Genomic DNA, 20028 nt, shown 5'->3' on the forward strand with positions numbered 1-20028 from the left:
TTCTCTACTCATATCAAAACAAAACGTCCAGTAAGTACTGAGCTTTTCTTATTTCTTCGGTGTCCAAATAAGTAAGCATTCGCTACTTAATCTTGGCCACAAGGAGGGTATCAGAAAAGTCATAAAGTAGTCATGTGACCGATTCTCCTCACCGTCCTTCTAGGCAAAATAAAAGGAGCAGCTTTTTCCGCTGCCCCCCACCTATTTATTCTTGTGTGATCCATTCCCACGCTTCATTCTGCTGTTCTAGATCGAAGTACTTCATATCGGCTTTAATAAAATAATCTTCTATTTTGATAATCGGCTTCATCCACTTCCGATCACTTACTACGGCGACTTTGTCGTAATACTTATAGAATTCTTTATTAAATTCTATATCCTCTAAAATAGCATCCCAGGAAACCCCTGTGTATTCTCCAACCATCATCAGCACTCGAATCTTGCCATAACGATCGGCTATTTCTCGGAAAGCTTGCTCAACATCCGGGTAGTCCTTTTTTGTTACCTTTTCACTGACTTCAATCGCTACAACAGCGTCACTACGACTTTCTATCACTTTTATCATAGAGATCACCTTCCCTTCCCCATATTCTATTCGGTATAGAGATGGGCTTTCCTTGTACCGCGTAGCAAACTATATGACAAATATGTGAGTATGGCACATGATTTTTCCGTAAAATCAAAACAACCTGCCAGTCTAACTGAACCTCTCATGACTAAAGTCATGAGGTTCTAAGGTACTTTCATTCAGCCTTCGTCTGAATGACCGAAAACGAGTTTTCGGCTGACATCAGCCACTAAGCTATTTCCCTTAGACTTTCATGGACAAGGCAACCATTGCTGCCATTATCGTCCTGTAGGCTCGGTTCAAAACCCTTTTGGATCGAAGTTTTACAAGCCGATACTGCTTACTTGTTTCTTGCTCAAATGTTTAATTCGTTCCATTTCCTGTTCGTGCTTACCAAAGAAGTTGTTCCATGTTTCATTTGCTCGTCCAACATCTACTTCACGCAGATTGTCTTTTGTATTCATGATTAGAAAGGCACTATACAAATCACGTTGCACATCACCTTGCTCAAAGTGGTTCCAACGTTTTGAGAGCTTTTTCTTCACGCACGTTTGCGTGAAGTGTTCAAATTGACTGGCTTTCACTTTAGTGGTGTCAATCCGCTTTAGTTTTAAGCCGAAGTAGTTTAGTTTGTTGTCGATAATCGAAAGAAGCATAGATGGCGCACGATTCGCTACTGACTTTCCAAATCGTTTTTTACGTTTGTATCGTCCCGTCTTTTCGCTAATCTCTGTTTTCTTTGCTTTTGCTTGAAGTCCTTTGAAATTCATGGTTTCAACTCGGACATCCAGCCCCAACGAAAGAATATAATTAGCCAGTTGATTGTGTGATTGCCTGCGCTTATCCGCAATTTTTCGACTCATTTCAGCGAACTCTTGCCGAGCTTTCTTGTAGTTTTCACTTTGAATCCATTTCTCTCGATTGGATTTATTGATTGTGCCATCTTCCTTGTATTTGTTCGGGTTATTTGCTCTACGACTGCGGTCTAACTTACGCTGTAGCATCCGTTTTTGACGTTCATCTACTGACAAACCTTCCGCTAGCTCAAACAGCTTCACTTCCTTTTCAGAAGTAATGGCGAGTGTTGATGTGCCAATATCTAATCCGACACGAGCGTTTTCATCTTTGGAATGATTATGATTGCGTTTCTTTGGTGGAAACCCTTCTAAGGCAAATTGAACGAAGTAACGATTTTTACCACGAATCACTTTCTTTACAAGTCGGCAATATTTGATTTTATCTTGAAGCGCAAGATGTGCGTATTCATCTTGGTTTTTTATCATGACAGGCAGGATAAGTCCTAACCATTCCATGCGTTTGTTTTCGGGAAAGTAACGAAAACCAGTCTTGTTTGTCTTTTCTTCTAACGAAAAGAATTGACCTACTGAACAAAAATGTACTTTCTTACCGTTCCCATACATGACTTTCTCAATTGCTTGAAACGCTCGTTCCGCGATATTCTGAGCCATTTGAGAACCGATATTTTGCTTAAGCGTACGCCCCATTCCTTGAACGTACCTATTTAAATCGAATTTACGAACGCCGTATTGTTCTTTGAATTGATTCAGAAGTTGATTGCGTTCTTTGCCTTTCGGCATACGAACCACTTCCCAATACCTAGGATTACGTATCATGTATTTGTATCTACGCCACGCTTCACCTAGACAGGCATTGTAGATCGTTCGCCCAATGTGTAAGCGCTTTTCCAGGATGTGTTCTTGCCATGTTTCAACTTGTAAAGGCAACGTAAGCACATAGGTTGGCGTTGTCATCTAGGTTCAGCTCCTTTCGCTATTTCTTTTGTTGATTACGAATGTATTGGCGTATTTGTTGTTCTGTATTTTCACTTACGGTTGCGACAAAGTAACTAGGATTCCACAAATGACCACCCCACAGTTTCTTTTTTAGTTGGGGAAACTCTTTAAATAGCAACCTTGCTGAAACGCCTTTTAACGCTTTGATGATATTCGGAATTGAATGTTGTGGATTACAGTCAACCAAGAGATGAACATGGTCACAATCACTTTCGATTTCCGAAATCGTGAAACCATTATCTATAGCAATTTGATTGAGTATTTCCTTTAATCGTATATCTATATCGCCAAGTAACACGTTGTGGCGATATTTCACGCACCATACAATATGGTATTGGATAGCGTACACATATCCTCTACCATGTTTGACTTCTGCCATGCTATCCACCTCAATTACAGGATAACATATGTCAAAATATTTTTCAGGCTATTACTACTAAATATCGGTATTTTTGTTAGTAGGTAAGTTAACATATGTCGGACAATTGACGTGTCAAAAGACACGCCTTGTCCGAAGCCGAGAACACTCATGACTAAAGTCACGAGTGTTCTCGGCTAATTCATAAAAACTGCTTATTCTTCGCTTTTATGGGCATATGCACATCCCGAAAAATAGGTATTTGCATAGAGTGTTAGGGATATTTCAAGTTGATACTGCGGCGATTCCTTTACAAGATTTTTTCATCTCTTCTCGTCTAAGGCAAAATAACAATGCTGGCAGACACCGACGTTTTATTTATTTTTGCTGTTCTTCCTTCTACTCTCGTTGCTTTTTCTCCTTTTCCCAATATCTTTGTACACACTCTTCCCAATTGCTCTGCGGGTCCGGCATTATCACTCGTGTTTCCATTTTACTCCTCCCTTCTTGTCCTGTTATTGTGCAACAAAAAGCTAAAATGAATAATAAAAAGCCACTCCGAAGAGCAGCTTATATTGGCCTTACATGCCAGGCTGGAACGTCTTACAGTCTGTTTCCTCTGTAGTCGAAGCATTCTTGCCTTTGTGGCTTACTACATAAATCTCATTTGCGCTGCATTTATCGCCTTGCGCCCAGTACGTACAGTTGTTTACTTCGCAAAGTACATCTTTTGCCATAGTTATCCACCTCCTTCGTAGTTTATCATGGACAAGTTTCGCTCTGTCTATTCATATTTGTATTGCACTATTCGTTCGATGTCCCCTTAACGGTTGGCAGACCGCGAAGGATATTTTTTGTAGCTTATCAAAACCTTTACTTTCATTTAACCTTCTTTACACTTCAATCACCCATAATAATAACTGTCTCTTATTAAAACCACTCCTCCCCCCCTTTTCTAAGTGAAAGGGGCGTTTTTCTCTCTTCTTCTGAACTCGCTCCAGCGCTCTTCGAACCGTTTTCGGCTCTTTTTATTGCATCTATCCAAGTTTTGATTCAAAAATAGTTTAAAGATAATTCAGAAACAACTGATTAAGATGCAAAATCCAAGCAATTTAGCGGTTTTCCCCCTACTTTTTGTTGGCATATAATTTGCTTTATAAAAATATCAGCGATAGGTTTTTCTCCACTCAAATTACTCTGTTGGGCGTTTACACTTTAGGAAGCGAGATTGCACCCCTTTCTCGCTTCCCTTTTTTTGTCCATTAACAGATCAGCAATTTTTAATCGTTAAGCCGTATCCCCACTGCACATCTGTTCGGCTACACGCTCTTTGTATTTAGTCAGCTTGCTCACCATCTGTGTAATGGCTGCTAGAGCTGCTGGTTTAATATCTACATCCAGCTCAAACGTGAGCTTCATTTTCTTATCCGTCACATTTCGACCAGCCACATAGGATTTAAATTCAGCATTCAAGTTCATGTTATTGCCCCCCGTTCCAAGCCAGACTCCCGAAGGGCCTGAATCATACAGTAGATTCAAGTTTTCCTTTATTCAACTCATACTCTGCACGAATAATTCTTCTTTTGTGGTTGTACCAAGTAGCTCGAACCCAAGCTCTCTTAAGCATCTGCACCTCTGGAAGCGAGTCATTATCTCGAAACCATTGCGCCTGCTGCTCGTCTGTCATAAACGGAAGTGCTGAGCGAATCTTGATGGTCGTGTTACCGATCTGTGTGGTGTAGCAAGGACGTTCATTTTGTTCCATATGCTCATCCCCCTTTGCACCATATCTATGCGTAGGAGAGCATTGGACAACCCTATTCATTTGGGGAGCCTCCTTTCTTGTAAGACTCCCTTTTTTTTGTCGAAATTTATCTATTTCTTTTTGTAGTTTCCTAGAACCATGATATTTAGAATAATAAACATACATATTTTCAGTTGAATTTTCTACATTCAACATAACTATCAATCATTAAAGGCCAGATTCAGAATGTGCTACTAGCAAAGAACATATTGCACACACAAAAAACCGACATCATGATGAACAGCAAACGCTGGCGTGATGTCGGTTCTTTTATAAGCTAAGGAGGAAGTAAAATGACATATATCGGCGAATCAGAACCATTACCACCACCATTGAACCAGGAGGAAGAAGAATACTTGCTCAGTCGTCTGCATACAGGTGATCAAGAGATTCGCTCGATGCTGATTGAGCGCAATTTACGGCTCGTTGTGTACATTGCCCGCAAGTTTGAGAACGTTGGGGTTAATATCGAAGATTTGGTCAGCATCGGTACAATCGGACTCATTAAGGCGGTTAATACATTTGATCTGGAGAAAAAAATCAAGCTGGTCACCTACGCATCGCGCTGTATCGAAAACGAGATTCTCATGTTTTTGCGCCGCAACAGTAAAGTGAGGGCCGAGGTGTCATTTGACGAACCCTTAAACATTGACTAGGATGGGAAAGAGCGCTAGCAAGGTGTGACTGAGCTTCTTTCCTATAAATCGGTTAAACACAAATTGTTGTTAAAACGAAAAAATTGAAGAAGAAAAGCGGGCAAATCGCCCGCTTTCTCTAACCTGCACACTATGCTTTAAATTGTTTTACAATGTCCTCAAGCTCTTCCGCCATTTTAGCTAAAGAGGCTGCTGTAGCGGAAACCTCCTCCATCGAAGCCAATTGTTCTTCCGTGCTAGCTGACACCTCATTAATACCTTCTGATACTTTTTCTACCGTCTTTGTTACAGAGCGAATTGACGTAACAAACTGCTCGGTACTTGCTGTAATCTGTTGAACCGAAGCGGAAACCTCATTAATTTCATGGCTTACTTCATCTATAGATTGGTAGATTTGAGTAAAGGAGGCTCCAGCATCATCGACAACCTCCATACCTTTTGCTACTTCTCTTCTACTATTCTCCATCGAACGTAACGCAGTATCCATTTTATTTTTAATCATATCAATTAATTCTGTAACACTACCGGCCGATTGAGAAGATTGCTCTGCCAGCTTTCGAACTTCATCCGCTACAACAGCAAACCCTCGTCCATGTTCTCCCGCTCTTGCTGCTTCGATGGCAGCATTCAAAGCCAAAAGGTTTGTTTGGCTTGATATATCTGTAATCAGCCCAGCAAAATTTCCAATTTGATCAATACTTTCATGTAAATGCTTGATAATACTAGATAACTCATCGACTGAGTTTTGAATAAAGTTCATCTGCTGAACGGCTGTAAGAATGGTTTCATTTCCTTTGGACGCTATAGTAGAAGTATTAGCCATAGATACAGACGTGATCTGCGTATGCTGGGCGATTTCCTGGAGCATATCAGACATGTCAGCAATCGTTGCTGACATACCCTCTACGTTTCTCGCCTCCTCCTCTGATCCGACTGCAATCTCATGAACTGTACCAGAAATATGTTCCGTCGCCTTAGCTGTTTCTTGGGAACTTGCCATTAGTTGTTCGGAGGCAACCGCCAAAAGATCTACCCTTTCTTTTACCTGGTATAAAACGGACTGTAAGGATTCACTCATGTGATTAAAGTGATTTCCCAGTTGACCAAGCTCATCTTTAGCGTTCAAGCTAACTCTCTCCGTTAAATCACCCTGGCTAATTTTATCCGAAGCATCACTTAACAATTTGAGTGGTCTTGTAATGGAAATAATCACCCAATATGTCACAACAGCTCCCAACAGCAGCGAGACGATAATCGTAACAACTGTAGTAAAGAAAATACCTTGAACACTCTCTTGAATTTCTGCTAATTTTATCGTGCCAGCTACTTTCCATCCTGTAATCGTATTCGTTGTAAAAAATGTTTCTTTTTGCTCCCCATCCTCGTTAAATATATATGTGCCTTCATCTTTTTTAAATAGTTCCCCCATAGTCTGTTCAGGGATCGCGTCACCACTTTTTATCGTAGGATGAACAATGGCTTTCCTGGTTTGATCGATGATAAATCCATACCCATGTTCGCCAATTTTTGTTTGTTTCACTGAATTACTCAGACTGGTAAGATCTAAATCGATAGCAACAACCCCGCTTCCATCTTTCAGCGGTTTTGAAACGCTTACAACAAATACATTTTTAAGCTTATCAAGGTATGGCTCTGAAACACTTGCGCTCTCTTTATTTTGCATCGCTTCTTGATACCATACTCGCTTCCTGGGATCATAGTCTGACGGAAGTTTGTCCGCCCCGTCTGCAATCAGAATCCCCGTTTGTGTACCAACGTATGCAGACGTAATTTCCGGATGCGTACTTTGGTAACGATGAATAATTTCCATAACACGTGGGCTTTGTTTCCCATTATATAAACTTGCATCAATAGACTGAGATAAAAAGCCTACACTCTTTTTCTCATTTTCTATCGTATTGTTAATTAAGTCGTTTAGAAATTTCACGTTTCGTTCCGCAGAATTGACCATATCGTTTTGTATCCGGTCTTTAGCAGTATTATACGAGAAACTTCCAATAACTAGACTCGGCAGCAGTAAAAGGAGAATAAAAGCAACCTGTAACCTTCTTCCTACACTTGATGCAATCCAATTCATCATATACCTCAACCCCTTTTACTAACATTTGTGAATAAAAACTGTATAATTCCATAAATAAATATTATCTATAAAATACCTTTTAGCATAGTGTAAAAATTGCAATATGATATATAAAAATCCCTACATAAAATTGATTGACTTTTTTAATCCATATTTCTACATAATATCCCCCTACAAATTGCGAGGAAGCCAATGATACAATCATGGGGAGGTGATTGTATGTACCGCCCTACTGGAAAAGATGTATTCATTTACCTTCGGAAAAGTCGTAAGGACATCGAAGAAGAGAAAAAAGCACTGGATACTGGCAAACAGTACGACACCCTATCCAAGCACCGTAAAGAGTTGCTAGAGCTAGTGAAGCGCGAGCAGCATAATGTGATCGACATATTTGAGGAAGTAGTATCTGGGGAATTTCTATCCGAGCGCCAAATCGCCCAGGAGATGCTTCGTCAGGTCGAAGAAGGATCTATCGAAGGCGTTGTTGTCATGGACCTTGACCGTCTAGGTCGTGGCGATATGATTGATGCCGGTACGATCTTCCGGTCTTTTAAGTTCTCTGACACACTCATTATCACACCGAATGAAGTGATTGACTGTAATTCAGAAGGAGCTGAGCTGCTGTTTGGAGTAAAGTCGATCATCGCTCGTGAGGAACTGAAGCAGATCAATAAGCGTCTGCAAGGTGGCCGCCGTCGATCCGCAAAGGATGGGAAATCGATCACCAGAAAGCCCCCGTATGGATACACGCGTGACGAGAACTTGAAGCTGCACCCCAATCCGGAAGAAGCTCAGATCGTGCGCAAAATATTCGAGCTTGCTGCCGAAGGAAATGGTCGCCAGGCAGTGGCAAAAAAATTAGAACAGCTTAGTATTAAGCCACCGGAGGGAAATCTCTGGGAGCAATCAACCATTAGCTATATCGTGAAGAACGAGGTTTATCTCGGGCATATCGTTTGGGGCAAACACAAATACTCTAAGCGAAACGGGAAGCGTGTAAAGAAAAGTGTCCCACCTGAATTGTGGGTCCGACACGAGGATGCGCATGAAGCAATCATCTCGAAGGAATTGTTTGAACAGGCGAATCTGGCTATTACCGGCCGGTATCGCGCCCCGACAAGAGAGGGGCTTCAACTGAGCAACCCACTGGCCGGTATCGTCAAGTGCAGCCGTTGCGAACGTGCTTTATCTCAATCCCGTACAAAAGATAGACCGAACCCGCAATTGCGTTGCACCAACCCAAACTGTCAGCCATTCCAGAAAGGTGTTCTTCTCCCTATTTTGGAACAAAGAATACTAGATTCGCTTTCTATGTTGGTAGAACAACCCTCACTTCATCAGGATGAGCTGGCTGCTTCGATAGAAAAGGAAGAGTCTACGATTGAACATAAACAGAAGCAAATCAAAAAGCTAGAAAAAGAGATTCAAGAACTGCACGGGATGCGAGAAACAGTATTCGAAATGCTAGAGAAAAAAGTATATACCGAGGACATCTTCTTACAACGCCATCAGGCGATCGAGCAGAAACTGAAAGAAGCTGAATCGAATATCGAGCAGCTGAAAAAAGAGATAGAGCTGGAAGAAGCCCAGCTCCATCATAAAGAGAATATTATCCCTCAGATCAAAAAGGTCATCGAAGAGTATCAGGAGATCGATGATCCAGTGGAGAAAAACCACCTCCTCAAATCCATTCTCGACAGAGTATACTTTACTCGAAAGAAGGAATGGACGAAGAAAGATCAGTTTGAGCTTGAAATTGTACCAAGACTACCGATATAGAATACTATTTAACCGATAAGCTGCTTCTAGCAGCTTTTTTTGTCCATACAGTTATAAATTTGAATTAAATTAACTCTAAGCTTCAATTACCATTTTGATAAATATGATATTTTATGACTATATTTAATGTTCCCTTTATGATAAAAGTATCATTTACCCAAAAATGGAAGGTAAATGAATTGAGGTGTCGAAAAGGTTTTTACTTAGGATGGAAATAATTTCATTCAATTGAAGAGGGGGAAAAATTTATGAAAAAGTTATGGGGAAATAAACATATCACCCATAAAGTTCAACAGTCAAAAGAGCGTCGTTTTTTTCTTATTACAATGCTTTCATGTGCTTTTGTTTTCTCTCCATCTATCGGCAACGCAGCTACAACTCTGGATAGAAACAACCAAGATAGTCTCTATACGGGGTCTGTAGAATCTAATAGTGAATCATTCAAAACTCTCCTAAAAGAAGCAGAAGCAGGAGATGATGAATCACAGTATCTAGTTGGAGAGGCATATTATTACGGTTCAGGAGTTCAAAAAAACTATAAAAAAGCATTTGAATGGTATATGAAAGCAGCTGTACAAGGCAATATAGATGCAGAATATACCATTGGATATTTTTATTATAAAGGTTTAGAGATACCAAAGGATGATAAAAAAGCGATGGAGTGGTACCTCAAGGCTGCTGAACAAGGGCAAACTTCTGCTCAAACTAGTGTTGGATCTTTTTATCGCCAAGGGATAGCTACCTCTCAGGATTATAAAAAGGCCATGGAATGGTTCCTCAAGGCCGCTGAGCAAGAGGATGTTGATGCTCAGTTTAATATAGGTAATTTATATTTAAACGGATTGGGCGTTACCGAAGATTATAAGAAAGCCATGGAATGGTTCCTTAAGGCTGCTGCTCAAGGGGATACTGATGCTCAACATATCATAGGACTCTTATATGAAAACGGACAGGGTGTTACTAAAGATTATAAGAAAGCAATGGAATGGTTCCTCAAAGCTGCTGAACAAGGAAATGCTGATGCCCAGTACAGTATAGGTCTTGCATATGAAAATGGACACGGAGTTGCAAGAAACTATAAGAAAGCCATGGAATGGTACCTCAAGGCTGATGCTCAAGAAGATGCTGATGCTCAGTGTAATATAGGCGTTTTATATCATAATGGATTGGGCGTTACCAGAGACTATAAAAAGGCCATGGAATGGTACCTCAAGGCCGCTGAGCAAGAGAATGCTAATGCTCAATATAACATAGGAATCTTATATGAACACGGACAGGGAATTGTCAAAGATGACAATAAAGCCATAGAATGGTATCAAAAAGCGGCCAAACAAGGAGATCAAGATGCACTGGATCGGATTAAGGCTTTGCAAAAAAAATAATCGATTATGGTTATAGAATAAAGCCTCCCTATATCCTAGATAAAGGATTCTTTAAGGTATTAAAAAAGGTTCGAGTCTTATTTCTCTCGAACCTTTTTGTATATATCTTAAAGATGTATAATGGTTCACCTCACCATATCCGAACATATTACACTTCTCCATCAATTCCCGCACCAGCTTCACGCAGCGGTCATTATCTGACGTCAGATTATCTCCATCAGAAAAATGAAACGGATAAATGTTATACATCGACGGTGGATAGCGTGCGTCGATAATCTCCAGCGCTTTGCGGTACGCAGACGAGCAAATCGTTCCCCCGCTCTCTCCCTTGGAGAAAAACGCTTCCTCCGTCACTTCCTTTGCCTCCGTATGATGGGCGATAAACACAATCTCCACTTTTTCATACTTTGTGCGCAAAAAGCGCAGCATCCAGAAGAAGAAACTGCGCGCGACATACTTTTCAAGCTGACCCATCGAACCAGACGTATCCATCATCGCAATGATTACCGCGTTCGAATGCGGTTCGATAATTTCCTCCCACGTCTTAAAACGCAAGTCATCATTCGAAATATCTTGAATTCCCTCACGCCCCGCCAGCCCGTTACGCCGAAGTGCTTCAAGCAGTGTACGTTTCTTATCGATATTACCCATAAGACCTTTTTTACGGATGTCATTGAACCGTATATCCGTCACGACAATCTCATCCTGATCTTTCTGTTCAAGATTCGGCAGCTCCATCTCAGCGAACAGCATCTCCTGTAGCTCTTCAACCGAGATTTCTGCCTCGTAGTAATCTTCACCTGCCTGATCGCCCGCTCCTTGCCCCTTGCCTGGCCCCTGTTTTGGGTCACCATCCCGCGCTACCACGTCGCCTACCTTTGAGTCTCCGTCCCCCTGGCCGACATGCTGGCTCTTATTATAGTTGTAACGAATGCGATACTCGTCGAGCGAGCGGATCGGGATTTTCACCATATCCCGCCCGTTCGACATAATAATGCTTTCTTCACTGACAAGATCGGGGAGGTTTTTGCGGATCGCATCTTTCACTTTTTGCTGGTGCCGCATCTGGTCCTGATGCCCTTTACGATGCAACGACCAGTCCTCCCGCGAAATGATAAATGATGGCTCATGTTTCACAGTGCATCCCCCCTGACCTTCCTATCGATTCAGGAGGCTGCCGACATAGCGCAGCAATTCGTTGGCGCAGATCGGGCAGTATCCGTGTCCATCGATAAGACGGGCGGTCACTTCATTTACTTTTTTCAGCTGCATTTCATCCGGGGTTTTGCTAGATGTCGTAATCTTCACAACATCCTTCAGGTCAGCGAATAACTTCTTCTCAATCGCTTCACGCAGACGCTCATGACTGTTATAATCAAAACGTTTGCCTTTGCGCGCATACGCGGAGATGCGAATGAGAATTTCTTCGCGGAACGATTTTTTCGCATTTTCGGAAATGCCAATCTGTTCCTCAATGGAACGCATGAGTTTTTCGTCCGCATCCATTTCCTCCCCGGTGATCGGATCGCGTACTTTCGCCTTATTGCAGTACGACTCCACATTGTCAAGATAGTTATCCATGAGCGTTTTCGCGGACTCTTCATACGAGTAGACGAATGCTTTCTGCACTTCCTTCTTCGCCAGCTCATCGTACTCTTTGCGTGCGATGTTAATAAACGTCAAGTACCGTTCTTTCTCTTCCTTCGATACGGTCGCGGTCTGATCGAGGCCATCCTTAAGTGCGCGCAAAATATCGAGCGCATTGATGCATTCCGTATCGCGGCGAATGAGTGCGCTGGAGATGCGGTTAATCACATAGCGCGGATCAATTCCACCCATGCCTTCGTCAATGAATTCGGTTTGCAACTCTTTAATATCGGATTCCTTGAACCCTTCAACCGATTCTCCATCGTAGAGACGAAGCTTCTTCAGCAAATCGACACCCTGCTTCTTGGAATCTTTGAGACGAGTGAGAATGGAGAAGATGGCTGCGGCGCGAAGCGCGTGCGGTGCGATGTGCACGTGACCGAGGTCGCTTTGCTTAATGAGCTTGTCGTAAATTTTCTCTTCATCTGATACACGCAAGTTATACGGAACACGCATGACGATAATCCGGGACTGTAACGCCTCGTTTTTCTTATTGCCAATGAACGTTTTGTACTCCGATTCATTCGTATGAGCAACAATTAATTCATCAGCTGAAATAAGAGCGAATCGCCCGGCTTTGAAGTTCCCTTCCTGTGTAAGTGAAAGCAGGTTCCAGAGGAATTTCTCATCGCACTTCAGCATCTCCTGGAATTCCATCAAGCCACGGTTCGCCTTGTTCAACTCTCCATCAAAACGATATGCACGTGGATCAGACTCTGAACCGTACTTCGTAATTGTTGAGAAGTCAATACTTCCGGTTAAATCTGCGATATCCTGCGACTTTGGATCAGACGGACTGAATGTTCCGATCCCCTTGCGTTTTGCCTCCGAGAACAGAATTCGCTCGATCGGCATATCCTCCAATCGGCCGCCGTATTCTGTCTCAAGACGCATCTGGTTATACGGGGACAGATTGCCTTCGATTTTGATTCCAAGCTCTTTTTCAATATCCGGACGCAAGTCATGCGGCACGAGGTGCAAGGGGTCCTCTTGCATTGGGCAGCCTTTAATGGCATATACAGCTCCGTCATCTGTACGTGAGAAATGTTCCAATCCACGCTTTAGCATCGTCACAATTGTCGATTTTCCGCCGCTAACCGGCCCCATGAGAAGTAGAATCCGCTTTCGTACATCCAGACGCATAGCCGATGAATGGAAATATTCCTCTACCAGTTTCTCAATCGCACGATCCAGACCGTAAATTTCCCGACTGAAAAAGTTGTATGTTTTGCTTCCGTTTTCGTTATGTTCAATCCCGGCATGTTTAATCATGTTATACACCCGGGAGTGTGCAGTTTGAGCCACATGAGGATTTTTGCGTACGATTTCCAAATACTCGGCGAACGTGCCTTCCCACATCAGTTGTTCTTCACGGGCGCGGTAGTCTGCGATCCGTTTTAGGATATCCATTGGGCACTCCTCTCCTTTTCCTCGTTCAGAATACGTGTGTCTTAGGGGTGAGTTTTTACTATCCTATTCCGTGACCATTACTGACATGCTAAGAAAAACAGGCATCGCTTGGGCATTCGTTGTCTGTTTGTCCAACAAAAAAGCCGCAAGCAATTTTCGCCTGCGGCTTTTCGGTATTTTTATTTGTTATCGTATACAGCACTGTGCAGCACTTCGTAAATTTCAAGCTGTGAACCTGTCGCCGGATTGTTCTCATTCGAATGCGCATGTGCGCGGCGGAATGAGTCGCTCTCCGTCCAGGCGCGGAATGATTGTTCACTATCCCACTTCGTATACACAACCTGCTTGTCTATATCTTGGCCGCCAAGAAATTGAAACTCCAGACAGCCTGGAACTTCCTTCATTCGTTCTGCACTTTTGCCAAACATCTCCGTCATACGGCCTTGCATTGCTTTTGGAACTTGCAAGACATTCATAACTACATACATGGAAAGCACCTCCTGTAAAATCACTTCGCTTTCACTATACCAAACCGGGAAGACAGATTCCAATCTGGGGGTGCAAAACAGCTTTGTAAGTTGGTAGAATAAAGATAATCATTTTTAAAAGGAGGCGTATGTATGAATGCCGAATCGTCTGGATCCAGCAAACAGGAAGAGGATGGCCTGGAAAGAAGCGTTCGAGAACGTGACGAGCGTATTACACAGATGATACGTGAAAAACAGGAAACTCGTATACTTCTTGCTTCCATGGAGCAACCGTCCTTCTGGCGCCGCCTTTTTCGCCGAACATAAAAAAAGCGCACAAGAGCAGTCGTTCCGGTATGGAACGGTATACTCTGTGCGTTTTTTTGTGCGGCATTAGAATACCGGGATAACTGAACCTTTGTATTTCTCTTCGATGAATTTCTTCGTATCATCGGATTTCAGCACTGCCATCAGCTTTTTAATCTCTTCACGGTTTTCATCGCCTTCTTTAACGGCTACGATATTCGCGAACGTTTTCGCTGCATCAGAACCTTTTTTCTCCATAGCGAGGGCTTTGTCTGGAGTTAGGCCGCCCTCCATCGCATAGTTCCCATTGATCACGGCGTAATCAACTTCACCAATCGCACGCGGCAGCATAGACGCCTGCATTTCTTTAATTTGGATATTATTCGGGTTTTCTATGATGTCTTTCTTGGTCAGATCATTCAACTTCTTGTTCGGTGTAAGTTTGAACCAACCTTGTGCTTCAAGCAATTTCAATGCACGTGCACCGTTTGATACATCATCCGGAATTGCGATCACGGCACCTTTTTTCGGCTGCTTCGCTGTTTCTTTACCTGGGTACAGACCCATCGGCTCAAGGTGAATGCCGTCTAATGCTTTAATATGTGTGCCATGTTTTGCGTTGAAATCCTCAAGATACGGAACTGTCTGGAAGTAGTTCGCATCAATCTTCTTATCTTCAAGCGCGGTGTTCGGAATTACGTAGTCATCAAATACTTGCACTTCCATGTCTACGCCCTGTGCTTTCAGCTTGTCCTTCACATGATTCAGAATCTCCGCATGTGGAACTGAACTTGCCCCTACAATAATCTTTTTCGTTGCTGCGTTCTGCTGATTGCTTCCGCCGCCACACGCTGCGAGCAGGCCTACAACCAGTGCAAGAATTGCCGTTACAATCCACTTCTTCATGTGTAAAACCCCTTTTCTTTTTTTGGTCGTACAAAAAACTCCCTCACCGGCAGAACCGAGAGGGAGTTGACAAAAGCAAACTCATCATCTCTTATCTGCCAGGATTTTCATCCTGCTGGATTTGGCACAAAATTCTCTTGGAAACAAGAAAATCCGCTGCCGGGCTTCATAGGGCCAGTCCCTCCGCCGCTCTCGATAAGCGAGTTTTATTTAATTACTGAAAATTATATTACTTCCCTTTAAAACGTTTGTCAAATGTTTTTTCAATAAAATATTATTCAGACTTTTTCACAAAAGGTCCTTGCTGGCTTACAAGCATACCATACAGCTCTTTCATCATGCCTGACGCTGTAACGCGGTGCTGTGGTACACCTCGATCAATCTTGTAATCTTCCACCAAAAAAGTTTGCATCCCAACTTCTTCTGCCACCATATCTTGCTGCATGTCATTCCCGATCATGATACAGCGTTCAGGTGAAATGCCGATATGTTCGCTAATCTCGCGGAAGTAATTCGGATTTGGCTTGCAGTAATGGGATTCTTCAAATACGGTCACATGTGTGAAATCTTCCGCAGCAAATCCTGCCCAGCACAAACGTTCGATAATCGAGACACCCGGAAATACCGGATTCGTGGCGACAACAACCTGATACCCCTGCCGCTTTGCTTCTTCCACCACTTTTGCGGCATACGGATGCGGGCCGCAGTCTTCCTTAAGCATCGGAAACTCATCCGCATAAAACTGGTCAAATACCGGCCACACCGTATCATACGCCAATCCGGTCAGATCAAGAAACTTCTGCTGGAATACTTCAGCGTTCGTTTTGGTGCCATCATCGTCCTGCATCGCGTGCTTTGTCGCTTCCCAAAGTGATGCGCCAAGCTTTTGCGGCTCAATAATATGCGCCGTGTATGCCCCGAGACGTTCTATGTATCGCTTCACGAAAGCTTCCGTATCCATCGTCAGCAGTGTCCCATCTAAATCAAATAAAATTGCACGCGGCTCCGTCATCGCCACTCCTCCTTTTAGCTGGTATTAACTCATACCGGGATATCCGGTCTGGCGCAGCGCTTCGTACAAAATCACTGCCGCCGTGTTGGACAAATTGAGCGAGCGTGTCGCATCGCTCATGGGAATACGGATAATCTGACCAGGATACTTCTCCATAATATCGGCTGGAATCCCAGTCGTCTCCTTCCCAAACACAAAAAAATCACCATCCCGATATTCAGCTGCGGAATGGTACACTGCTCCGTTCGTTTCGATAAAAAACAGGCGGCAATCTAAGTTTTTGTCCATAAAGTCGTCAAACGACTCATAATATGTCAAATCAACCGCATACCAGTAATCGAGTCCAGCCCGCTTCAAGTAGCGGTCATCCGTCGAGAAGCCGAGCGGTTTAATCAGATGCAACCGTGTTTTCGTTGCGGCGCACGTCCGCGCAATATTTCCCGTATTCGCAGGAATAAGCGGTTCGTGCAGCACAATATTAAGCGCCATGTTGTCTGTCACCTCATCTGTAATGATACCATATTCTGTTCAGAAGCAAAACGGCCGCACAAGGCGGCCCGATCAGCTACAAAATATGATAGAACGAATATTTGATATCCTTAGTGTACGCTGTTGAGTCTGTATAATCCCAGTATCGCAGGCGGCTATTTACAGTGTGCGCATTAACAAGCGGGCTACCAAAGAAATCTTTTGCGACAATAATGGTCGAATGATTCCACCGTCCATCGCCTTCAAAATCGTAGCAAATAATATCGCCAATTGTAAGCTCATACGGTGACTCTTTTTTCTCAGTATAAATCGGATTGCCGCGCTCAAGCATCCAGCGGAAGCTATTTGCCACGGCCCAACTATAGCTCCACACAGCACCTGGGCTATTGCCACCTCGGTACCACCAGCCCGTTGCGCGGTTTCCCGTACTCTTCATGGGAATGCCGCCTGCGTGCAAACACTGCGAGATATAGTTGGTACAATCATCGTCAAAATGACGATACGCCGGATTGTAGCTGTTCCACCATAGCTCCGCATACCGCACCGCCGCAATCCGGTCGTACACATACGTCTGCGACGGCTTTTCGGCTACTGCCCGCTCCTCTTCCTCACTTGTCCACGCTACAGGTAATTCTTCTATTTCTCGGGATGGGAGCACTCGCACGACCTCATCGGCTGCGACACCCCAGCTTCCATCCTCCTGACAAATAAGCGTAATACGAGCGTCACGTACTTTCTCCTGCTCTCCCGTTCGTTCTTCCCAGGCGTACATATGCCACTCTCTCACTTTCACTCGAACGGTGATCTCCCGGGCTGCCAGCCGCTCCACGCCCAGTTCGAGCACATCGAGTCTGCCGCGTACCGGCTGCATATCGTGCTCCTGTAGTCGTCTGCGCAGGCGGCTACAAGCTTCCACTACTGGCAGAGAACCCTGTTCTGTTTGCATAATGTCTGTAATCTCATCACTATCCGCCACCAGAAGCTTCGCCCGACATGCTAAGTACTGTACGAGCGTTTTTTGCCATTGTGTCATCCTTTTCTCCTCCTCGCATACAATCGCTCCTATATATATGCGAGAAAACAAAAAGAGAGAAGCTCATCGCTTCTCCCATTCATTGCTATGCCATGCCAACTTCTGTTTTTTCCAGGATGCCTTCCAACCGCAGCAAGCTCTCTTTTATATCCAGGCCGCCGCCATATCCGACGAGCGCACCATTTGAACCGATAACCCGATGGCAAGGAATAAAAATAGACAATGGATTCTTATTGTTTGCTCCACCGATCGCCCGCACTGCTTTCGCAGCATTAATCGAAAGTGCGATATCTTTATATGAACGCGTCTCTCCATATGGAATCCGGCGCAACTGTTCCCAGACGATCTTCTGGAATGCTGTGCCATACACATCAAGTGGAATATCAAATTCACGACGCACTCCCGCAAAATATTCGTCCAGCTGCAGGGTTACATCTACGAATAGCTCCGGGGCATGTAACACGCTTTCCGTTCGCAGCCACTTCTTCGCCCAGCGCTTCAACGAAAGCATGACAGAATCTCCCTCCCCGAATTCCACCAGACATAGACCTTTCTGTGTCGCTGCCAGCGTAATCGGACCGAGGGGGCTGTGATACACGGTATAGTACATTTCCGGCTTCACACAATCCCTCCCTTGTACATCTTTCCCCATCTTACATCGGAGGTCTTTCGAAAAGCTAGCATTATTATTCGACATTTTCTAGCTTAGAAAGCGCTTTTTCGATTTCAGAGTAGGCTAAGTTGTCCCGTTCGCTGTTTTTCGCCATTTCTAGTGCAACCCGTGCATCCTCTCCACCAATTCGCCCAAGTGCCCAGGCAGCAGTGCCGCGAATAGCCGGTCTTTCATCCTTACGCAGCAACTGTATAAGCTCCGGAATAGCCGTCGTATCTTTAAAATGCGCCAGGGCGAGAATAGCATTGCGCTGGATGGGCTTTTTGCCACGCCAGGCAGCCGATGACCGTCCGAAGCGAGCTGTGAATTCTTTCTTGCCAATCGACAGGAGTGGTTTTAAGAGCGGTTTTGCTGCTTCGTTGTCCGGTACGAATTCCGGGTGCAGATTGACATGTTTTTTTCGGTTTTTCGGACACACCTGCTGGCACGTATCACAACCATACAGGCGATTACCAACCGCCGTGCGAAATTCGTCCGGAATATAGTCTTTTACTTGCGTCAAAAAGGCAACACAGCGCGTAGAATCAAGCTGTCCCCCCTGTACAATCGCACTCGTTGGACACGAATCGATACAAAGGGTACAGTCGCCGCACTCATCTTCAATCGGTGTATCTGGCGGAAACGGTACATTCGTCAACATCTCGCCTAAATACACCCATGAACCGAATTCATGGGTAATAAGAGACGTATTTTTCCCGACCCAGCCAAGTCCAGCACGCGCAGCTACGGCCCGATCAGACAACACTCCTGTATCGACCATAGTCACCGTCTGCACATCCGGCACACGCGCCTGCAGAAATCCCTCAAGCTTCTGCAGGCGGTCACGCAACACATTGTGATAATCTTCTCCCCAGGCAACCCGCGCCAGCACACCGCGATACGTACCCGGCTCTGATTTTGGTGGTGCTTCCATGCGCGACGGATAGGCAAGCGCAATCGAAATAATCGAACGCGCTCCTTCCATTGTACGCTCAGGATACACTCGCTTCTCAATGTCTTTCTCTTCAAAGCCTGACTCATACCCACGTTCCCTATGCGTATATAATCGCTCTTTTAACGTCAAAAACGGGTCTGCGGCTGCAAACCCGATCTTATCAATGCCAATGCTGTACGCATATGCAATCACTTCTTGCTTAAGCTGCTCTATGTTCATAATTCCTCCTTGCAACAAGGCAAGCTAACGGCGCTGAATCGCTCCGGTCGCCAGTTCATCACAGCGGTTGTTTAATTCATTATCCGCGTGACCTTTCACTTTGATATACTCAACACGGTGTGTCTCCATGAGCGCCAGCAGTTCTTTCCATAAGTCCTGATTCTCCACAGGCTGTTTCTTGCTATTTTTCCATCCGTTACGCACCCAATTTTTATGCCATCCTTGTTTGAAACAATTGACCATATACGCGCTGTCACTATGCAGCTTCACAACACACGGCTCCGTCAAAGCTTTCAGCGCCTCAACCGCCGCTTTCAGCTCCATCCGATTATTCGTCGTATCATCTTCACTGCCCGACATCTCTCGACGATGCTTGCCGTACAGAAGAACTGCTCCCCAGCCACCCGGTCCCGGATTCCCCGAACAAGCGCCATCTGTATAAATGATAATTTCTTTCATCGTCTCCCCTG

20 protein-coding genes, 1 pseudogene and 1 riboswitch are annotated in these 20028 nt (G+C 44.2%); of the genes and pseudogenes, 4 read left to right on the forward strand and 17 right to left on the reverse strand.

The genetic code is table 11. The annotated features are described in order from the left end of the window. Nucleotides 1-205: 205 nt before the first annotated feature. The 6 genes from CB4_RS18840 to CB4_RS18865 form a co-directional block, all read right to left on the reverse strand. On the reverse strand, nucleotides 206-565 hold the full coding sequence (locus CB4_RS18840) for a SpoIIAA family protein (RefSeq protein WP_096467262.1): 360 nt from the start codon (nucleotides 563-565) through the stop codon (nucleotides 206-208). A 326-nt stretch (nucleotides 566-891) separates the two neighbouring features. Beyond that, a complete protein-coding gene (locus CB4_RS18845) occupies nucleotides 892-2340 on the reverse strand; it encodes a transposase (protein ID WP_096467263.1) in 1449 nt (482 codons plus the stop codon). Between the two features lie 19 nt (nucleotides 2341-2359). Then, nucleotides 2360-2761, reverse strand: coding sequence for an IS200/IS605 family transposase (gene tnpA / locus CB4_RS18850; protein WP_096467264.1), 402 nt, complete (start codon nucleotides 2759-2761; stop codon nucleotides 2360-2362). Nucleotides 2762-3321: 560 nt separating this feature from the next. Next, nucleotides 3322-3477 carry a DUF1540 domain-containing protein gene (locus CB4_RS18855; protein ID WP_096467265.1) on the reverse strand — a complete coding sequence of 52 codons (156 nt, stop codon included), beginning with the start codon at nucleotides 3475-3477 and terminating at the stop codon, nucleotides 3322-3324. Between the two features lie 550 nt (nucleotides 3478-4027). Then, nucleotides 4028-4219 (reverse strand): hypothetical protein, encoded by a 192-nt coding sequence (locus tag CB4_RS18860; RefSeq protein WP_096467266.1) that lies wholly within the window; start codon nucleotides 4217-4219, stop codon nucleotides 4028-4030. A 43-nt stretch (nucleotides 4220-4262) separates the two neighbouring features. Beyond that, nucleotides 4263-4505 (reverse strand): hypothetical protein, encoded by a 243-nt coding sequence (locus CB4_RS18865; protein ID WP_146226650.1) that lies wholly within the window; start codon nucleotides 4503-4505, stop codon nucleotides 4263-4265. 338 nt (nucleotides 4506-4843) lie between these two features. Between CB4_RS18865 and CB4_RS18870 the strand changes: the two are divergent. Then, nucleotides 4844-5197, forward strand: a pseudogene (locus CB4_RS18870) (sigma-70 family RNA polymerase sigma factor); the annotation flags it as partial. A 133-nt stretch (nucleotides 5198-5330) separates the two neighbouring features. Here CB4_RS18870 and CB4_RS18875 read toward each other — a convergent pair. Further along, nucleotides 5331-7301 (reverse strand): methyl-accepting chemotaxis protein, encoded by a 1971-nt coding sequence (locus CB4_RS18875; protein ID WP_096467268.1) that lies wholly within the window; start codon nucleotides 7299-7301, stop codon nucleotides 5331-5333. A 219-nt stretch (nucleotides 7302-7520) separates the two neighbouring features. On the opposite strand from CB4_RS18875, the gene CB4_RS18880 reads away from it, so the two are divergent. Beyond that, nucleotides 7521-9080, forward strand: a complete 1560-nt coding sequence (locus CB4_RS18880) for a recombinase family protein (RefSeq protein WP_096467269.1) — start codon at nucleotides 7521-7523, stop codon at nucleotides 9078-9080. A gap of 248 nt (nucleotides 9081-9328) precedes the next feature. Further along, the gene (locus CB4_RS18885; protein ID WP_096467270.1) at nucleotides 9329-10462 is read left to right on the forward strand and encodes an SEL1-like repeat protein; all 1134 of its coding nucleotides are present in this window, start codon (nucleotides 9329-9331) and stop codon (nucleotides 10460-10462) included. A 51-nt stretch (nucleotides 10463-10513) separates the two neighbouring features. On the opposite strand, the gene yhbH is transcribed toward CB4_RS18885, so the two are convergent. The 3 genes from yhbH to CB4_RS18900 all read right to left on the reverse strand — a co-directional run bounded on the left by yhbH (nucleotide 10514) and on the right by CB4_RS18900 (nucleotide 14007). After that, the gene (yhbH, locus tag CB4_RS18890) at nucleotides 10514-11599 is read right to left on the reverse strand and encodes a sporulation protein YhbH (protein ID WP_096467271.1); all 1086 of its coding nucleotides are present in this window, start codon (nucleotides 11597-11599) and stop codon (nucleotides 10514-10516) included. 21 nt (nucleotides 11600-11620) lie between these two features. After that, nucleotides 11621-13519: a PrkA family serine protein kinase gene (locus CB4_RS18895; protein ID WP_096467272.1), complete on the reverse strand. Its 1899-nt coding sequence runs from the start codon at nucleotides 13517-13519 to the stop codon at nucleotides 11621-11623. A 179-nt stretch (nucleotides 13520-13698) separates the two neighbouring features. Further along, nucleotides 13699-14007 (reverse strand): antibiotic biosynthesis monooxygenase family protein, encoded by a 309-nt coding sequence (locus tag CB4_RS18900; RefSeq protein WP_096467273.1) that lies wholly within the window; start codon nucleotides 14005-14007, stop codon nucleotides 13699-13701. 132 nt (nucleotides 14008-14139) lie between these two features. On the opposite strand from CB4_RS18900, the gene CB4_RS21190 reads away from it, so the two are divergent. Continuing rightward, complete coding sequence (locus CB4_RS21190; protein ID WP_110546245.1) at nucleotides 14140-14313, forward strand: DUF3967 domain-containing protein; 174 nt, start codon at nucleotides 14140-14142, stop codon at nucleotides 14311-14313. A 66-nt stretch (nucleotides 14314-14379) separates the two neighbouring features. On the opposite strand, the gene CB4_RS18905 is transcribed toward CB4_RS21190, so the two are convergent. The 7 genes from CB4_RS18905 to rnhA form a co-directional block, all read right to left on the reverse strand. After that, nucleotides 14380-15198 carry a MetQ/NlpA family ABC transporter substrate-binding protein gene (locus tag CB4_RS18905; RefSeq protein ID WP_096467274.1) on the reverse strand — a complete coding sequence of 273 codons (819 nt, stop codon included), beginning with the start codon at nucleotides 15196-15198 and terminating at the stop codon, nucleotides 14380-14382. 88 nt (nucleotides 15199-15286) lie between these two features. Beyond that, nucleotides 15287-15400, reverse strand: a riboswitch (SAM riboswitch). 72 nt (nucleotides 15401-15472) lie between these two features. Then, nucleotides 15473-16210: an HAD family hydrolase gene (locus tag CB4_RS18910; RefSeq protein ID WP_096467275.1), complete on the reverse strand. Its 738-nt coding sequence runs from the start codon at nucleotides 16208-16210 to the stop codon at nucleotides 15473-15475. Nucleotides 16211-16234: 24 nt separating this feature from the next. Further along, nucleotides 16235-16699 (reverse strand): tRNA (uridine(34)/cytosine(34)/5-carboxymethylaminomethyluridine(34)-2'-O)-methyltransferase TrmL, encoded by a 465-nt coding sequence (trmL, locus tag CB4_RS18915; RefSeq protein WP_096467276.1) that lies wholly within the window; start codon nucleotides 16697-16699, stop codon nucleotides 16235-16237. 76 nt (nucleotides 16700-16775) lie between these two features. After that, complete coding sequence (locus CB4_RS18920; RefSeq protein WP_231956074.1) at nucleotides 16776-17732, reverse strand: amidase domain-containing protein; 957 nt, start codon at nucleotides 17730-17732, stop codon at nucleotides 16776-16778. Nucleotides 17733-17817: 85 nt separating this feature from the next. Then, on the reverse strand, nucleotides 17818-18354 hold the full coding sequence (locus tag CB4_RS18925) for a methylated-DNA--[protein]-cysteine S-methyltransferase (protein WP_096467277.1): 537 nt from the start codon (nucleotides 18352-18354) through the stop codon (nucleotides 17818-17820). 64 nt (nucleotides 18355-18418) lie between these two features. Next, complete coding sequence (gene queG / locus CB4_RS18930) at nucleotides 18419-19558, reverse strand: tRNA epoxyqueuosine(34) reductase QueG (protein ID WP_096467278.1); 1140 nt, start codon at nucleotides 19556-19558, stop codon at nucleotides 18419-18421. Between the two features lie 24 nt (nucleotides 19559-19582). Further along, nucleotides 19583-20017 (reverse strand): ribonuclease HI, encoded by a 435-nt coding sequence (rnhA, locus tag CB4_RS18935; protein ID WP_096467279.1) that lies wholly within the window; start codon nucleotides 20015-20017, stop codon nucleotides 19583-19585. Nucleotides 20018-20028 lie beyond the last annotated feature (11 nt).

It is taken from the genome of Aneurinibacillus soli (genome assembly GCF_002355375.1).
In the GTDB taxonomy this organism is placed as follows: domain Bacteria; phylum Bacillota; class Bacilli; order Aneurinibacillales; family Aneurinibacillaceae; genus Aneurinibacillus; species Aneurinibacillus soli.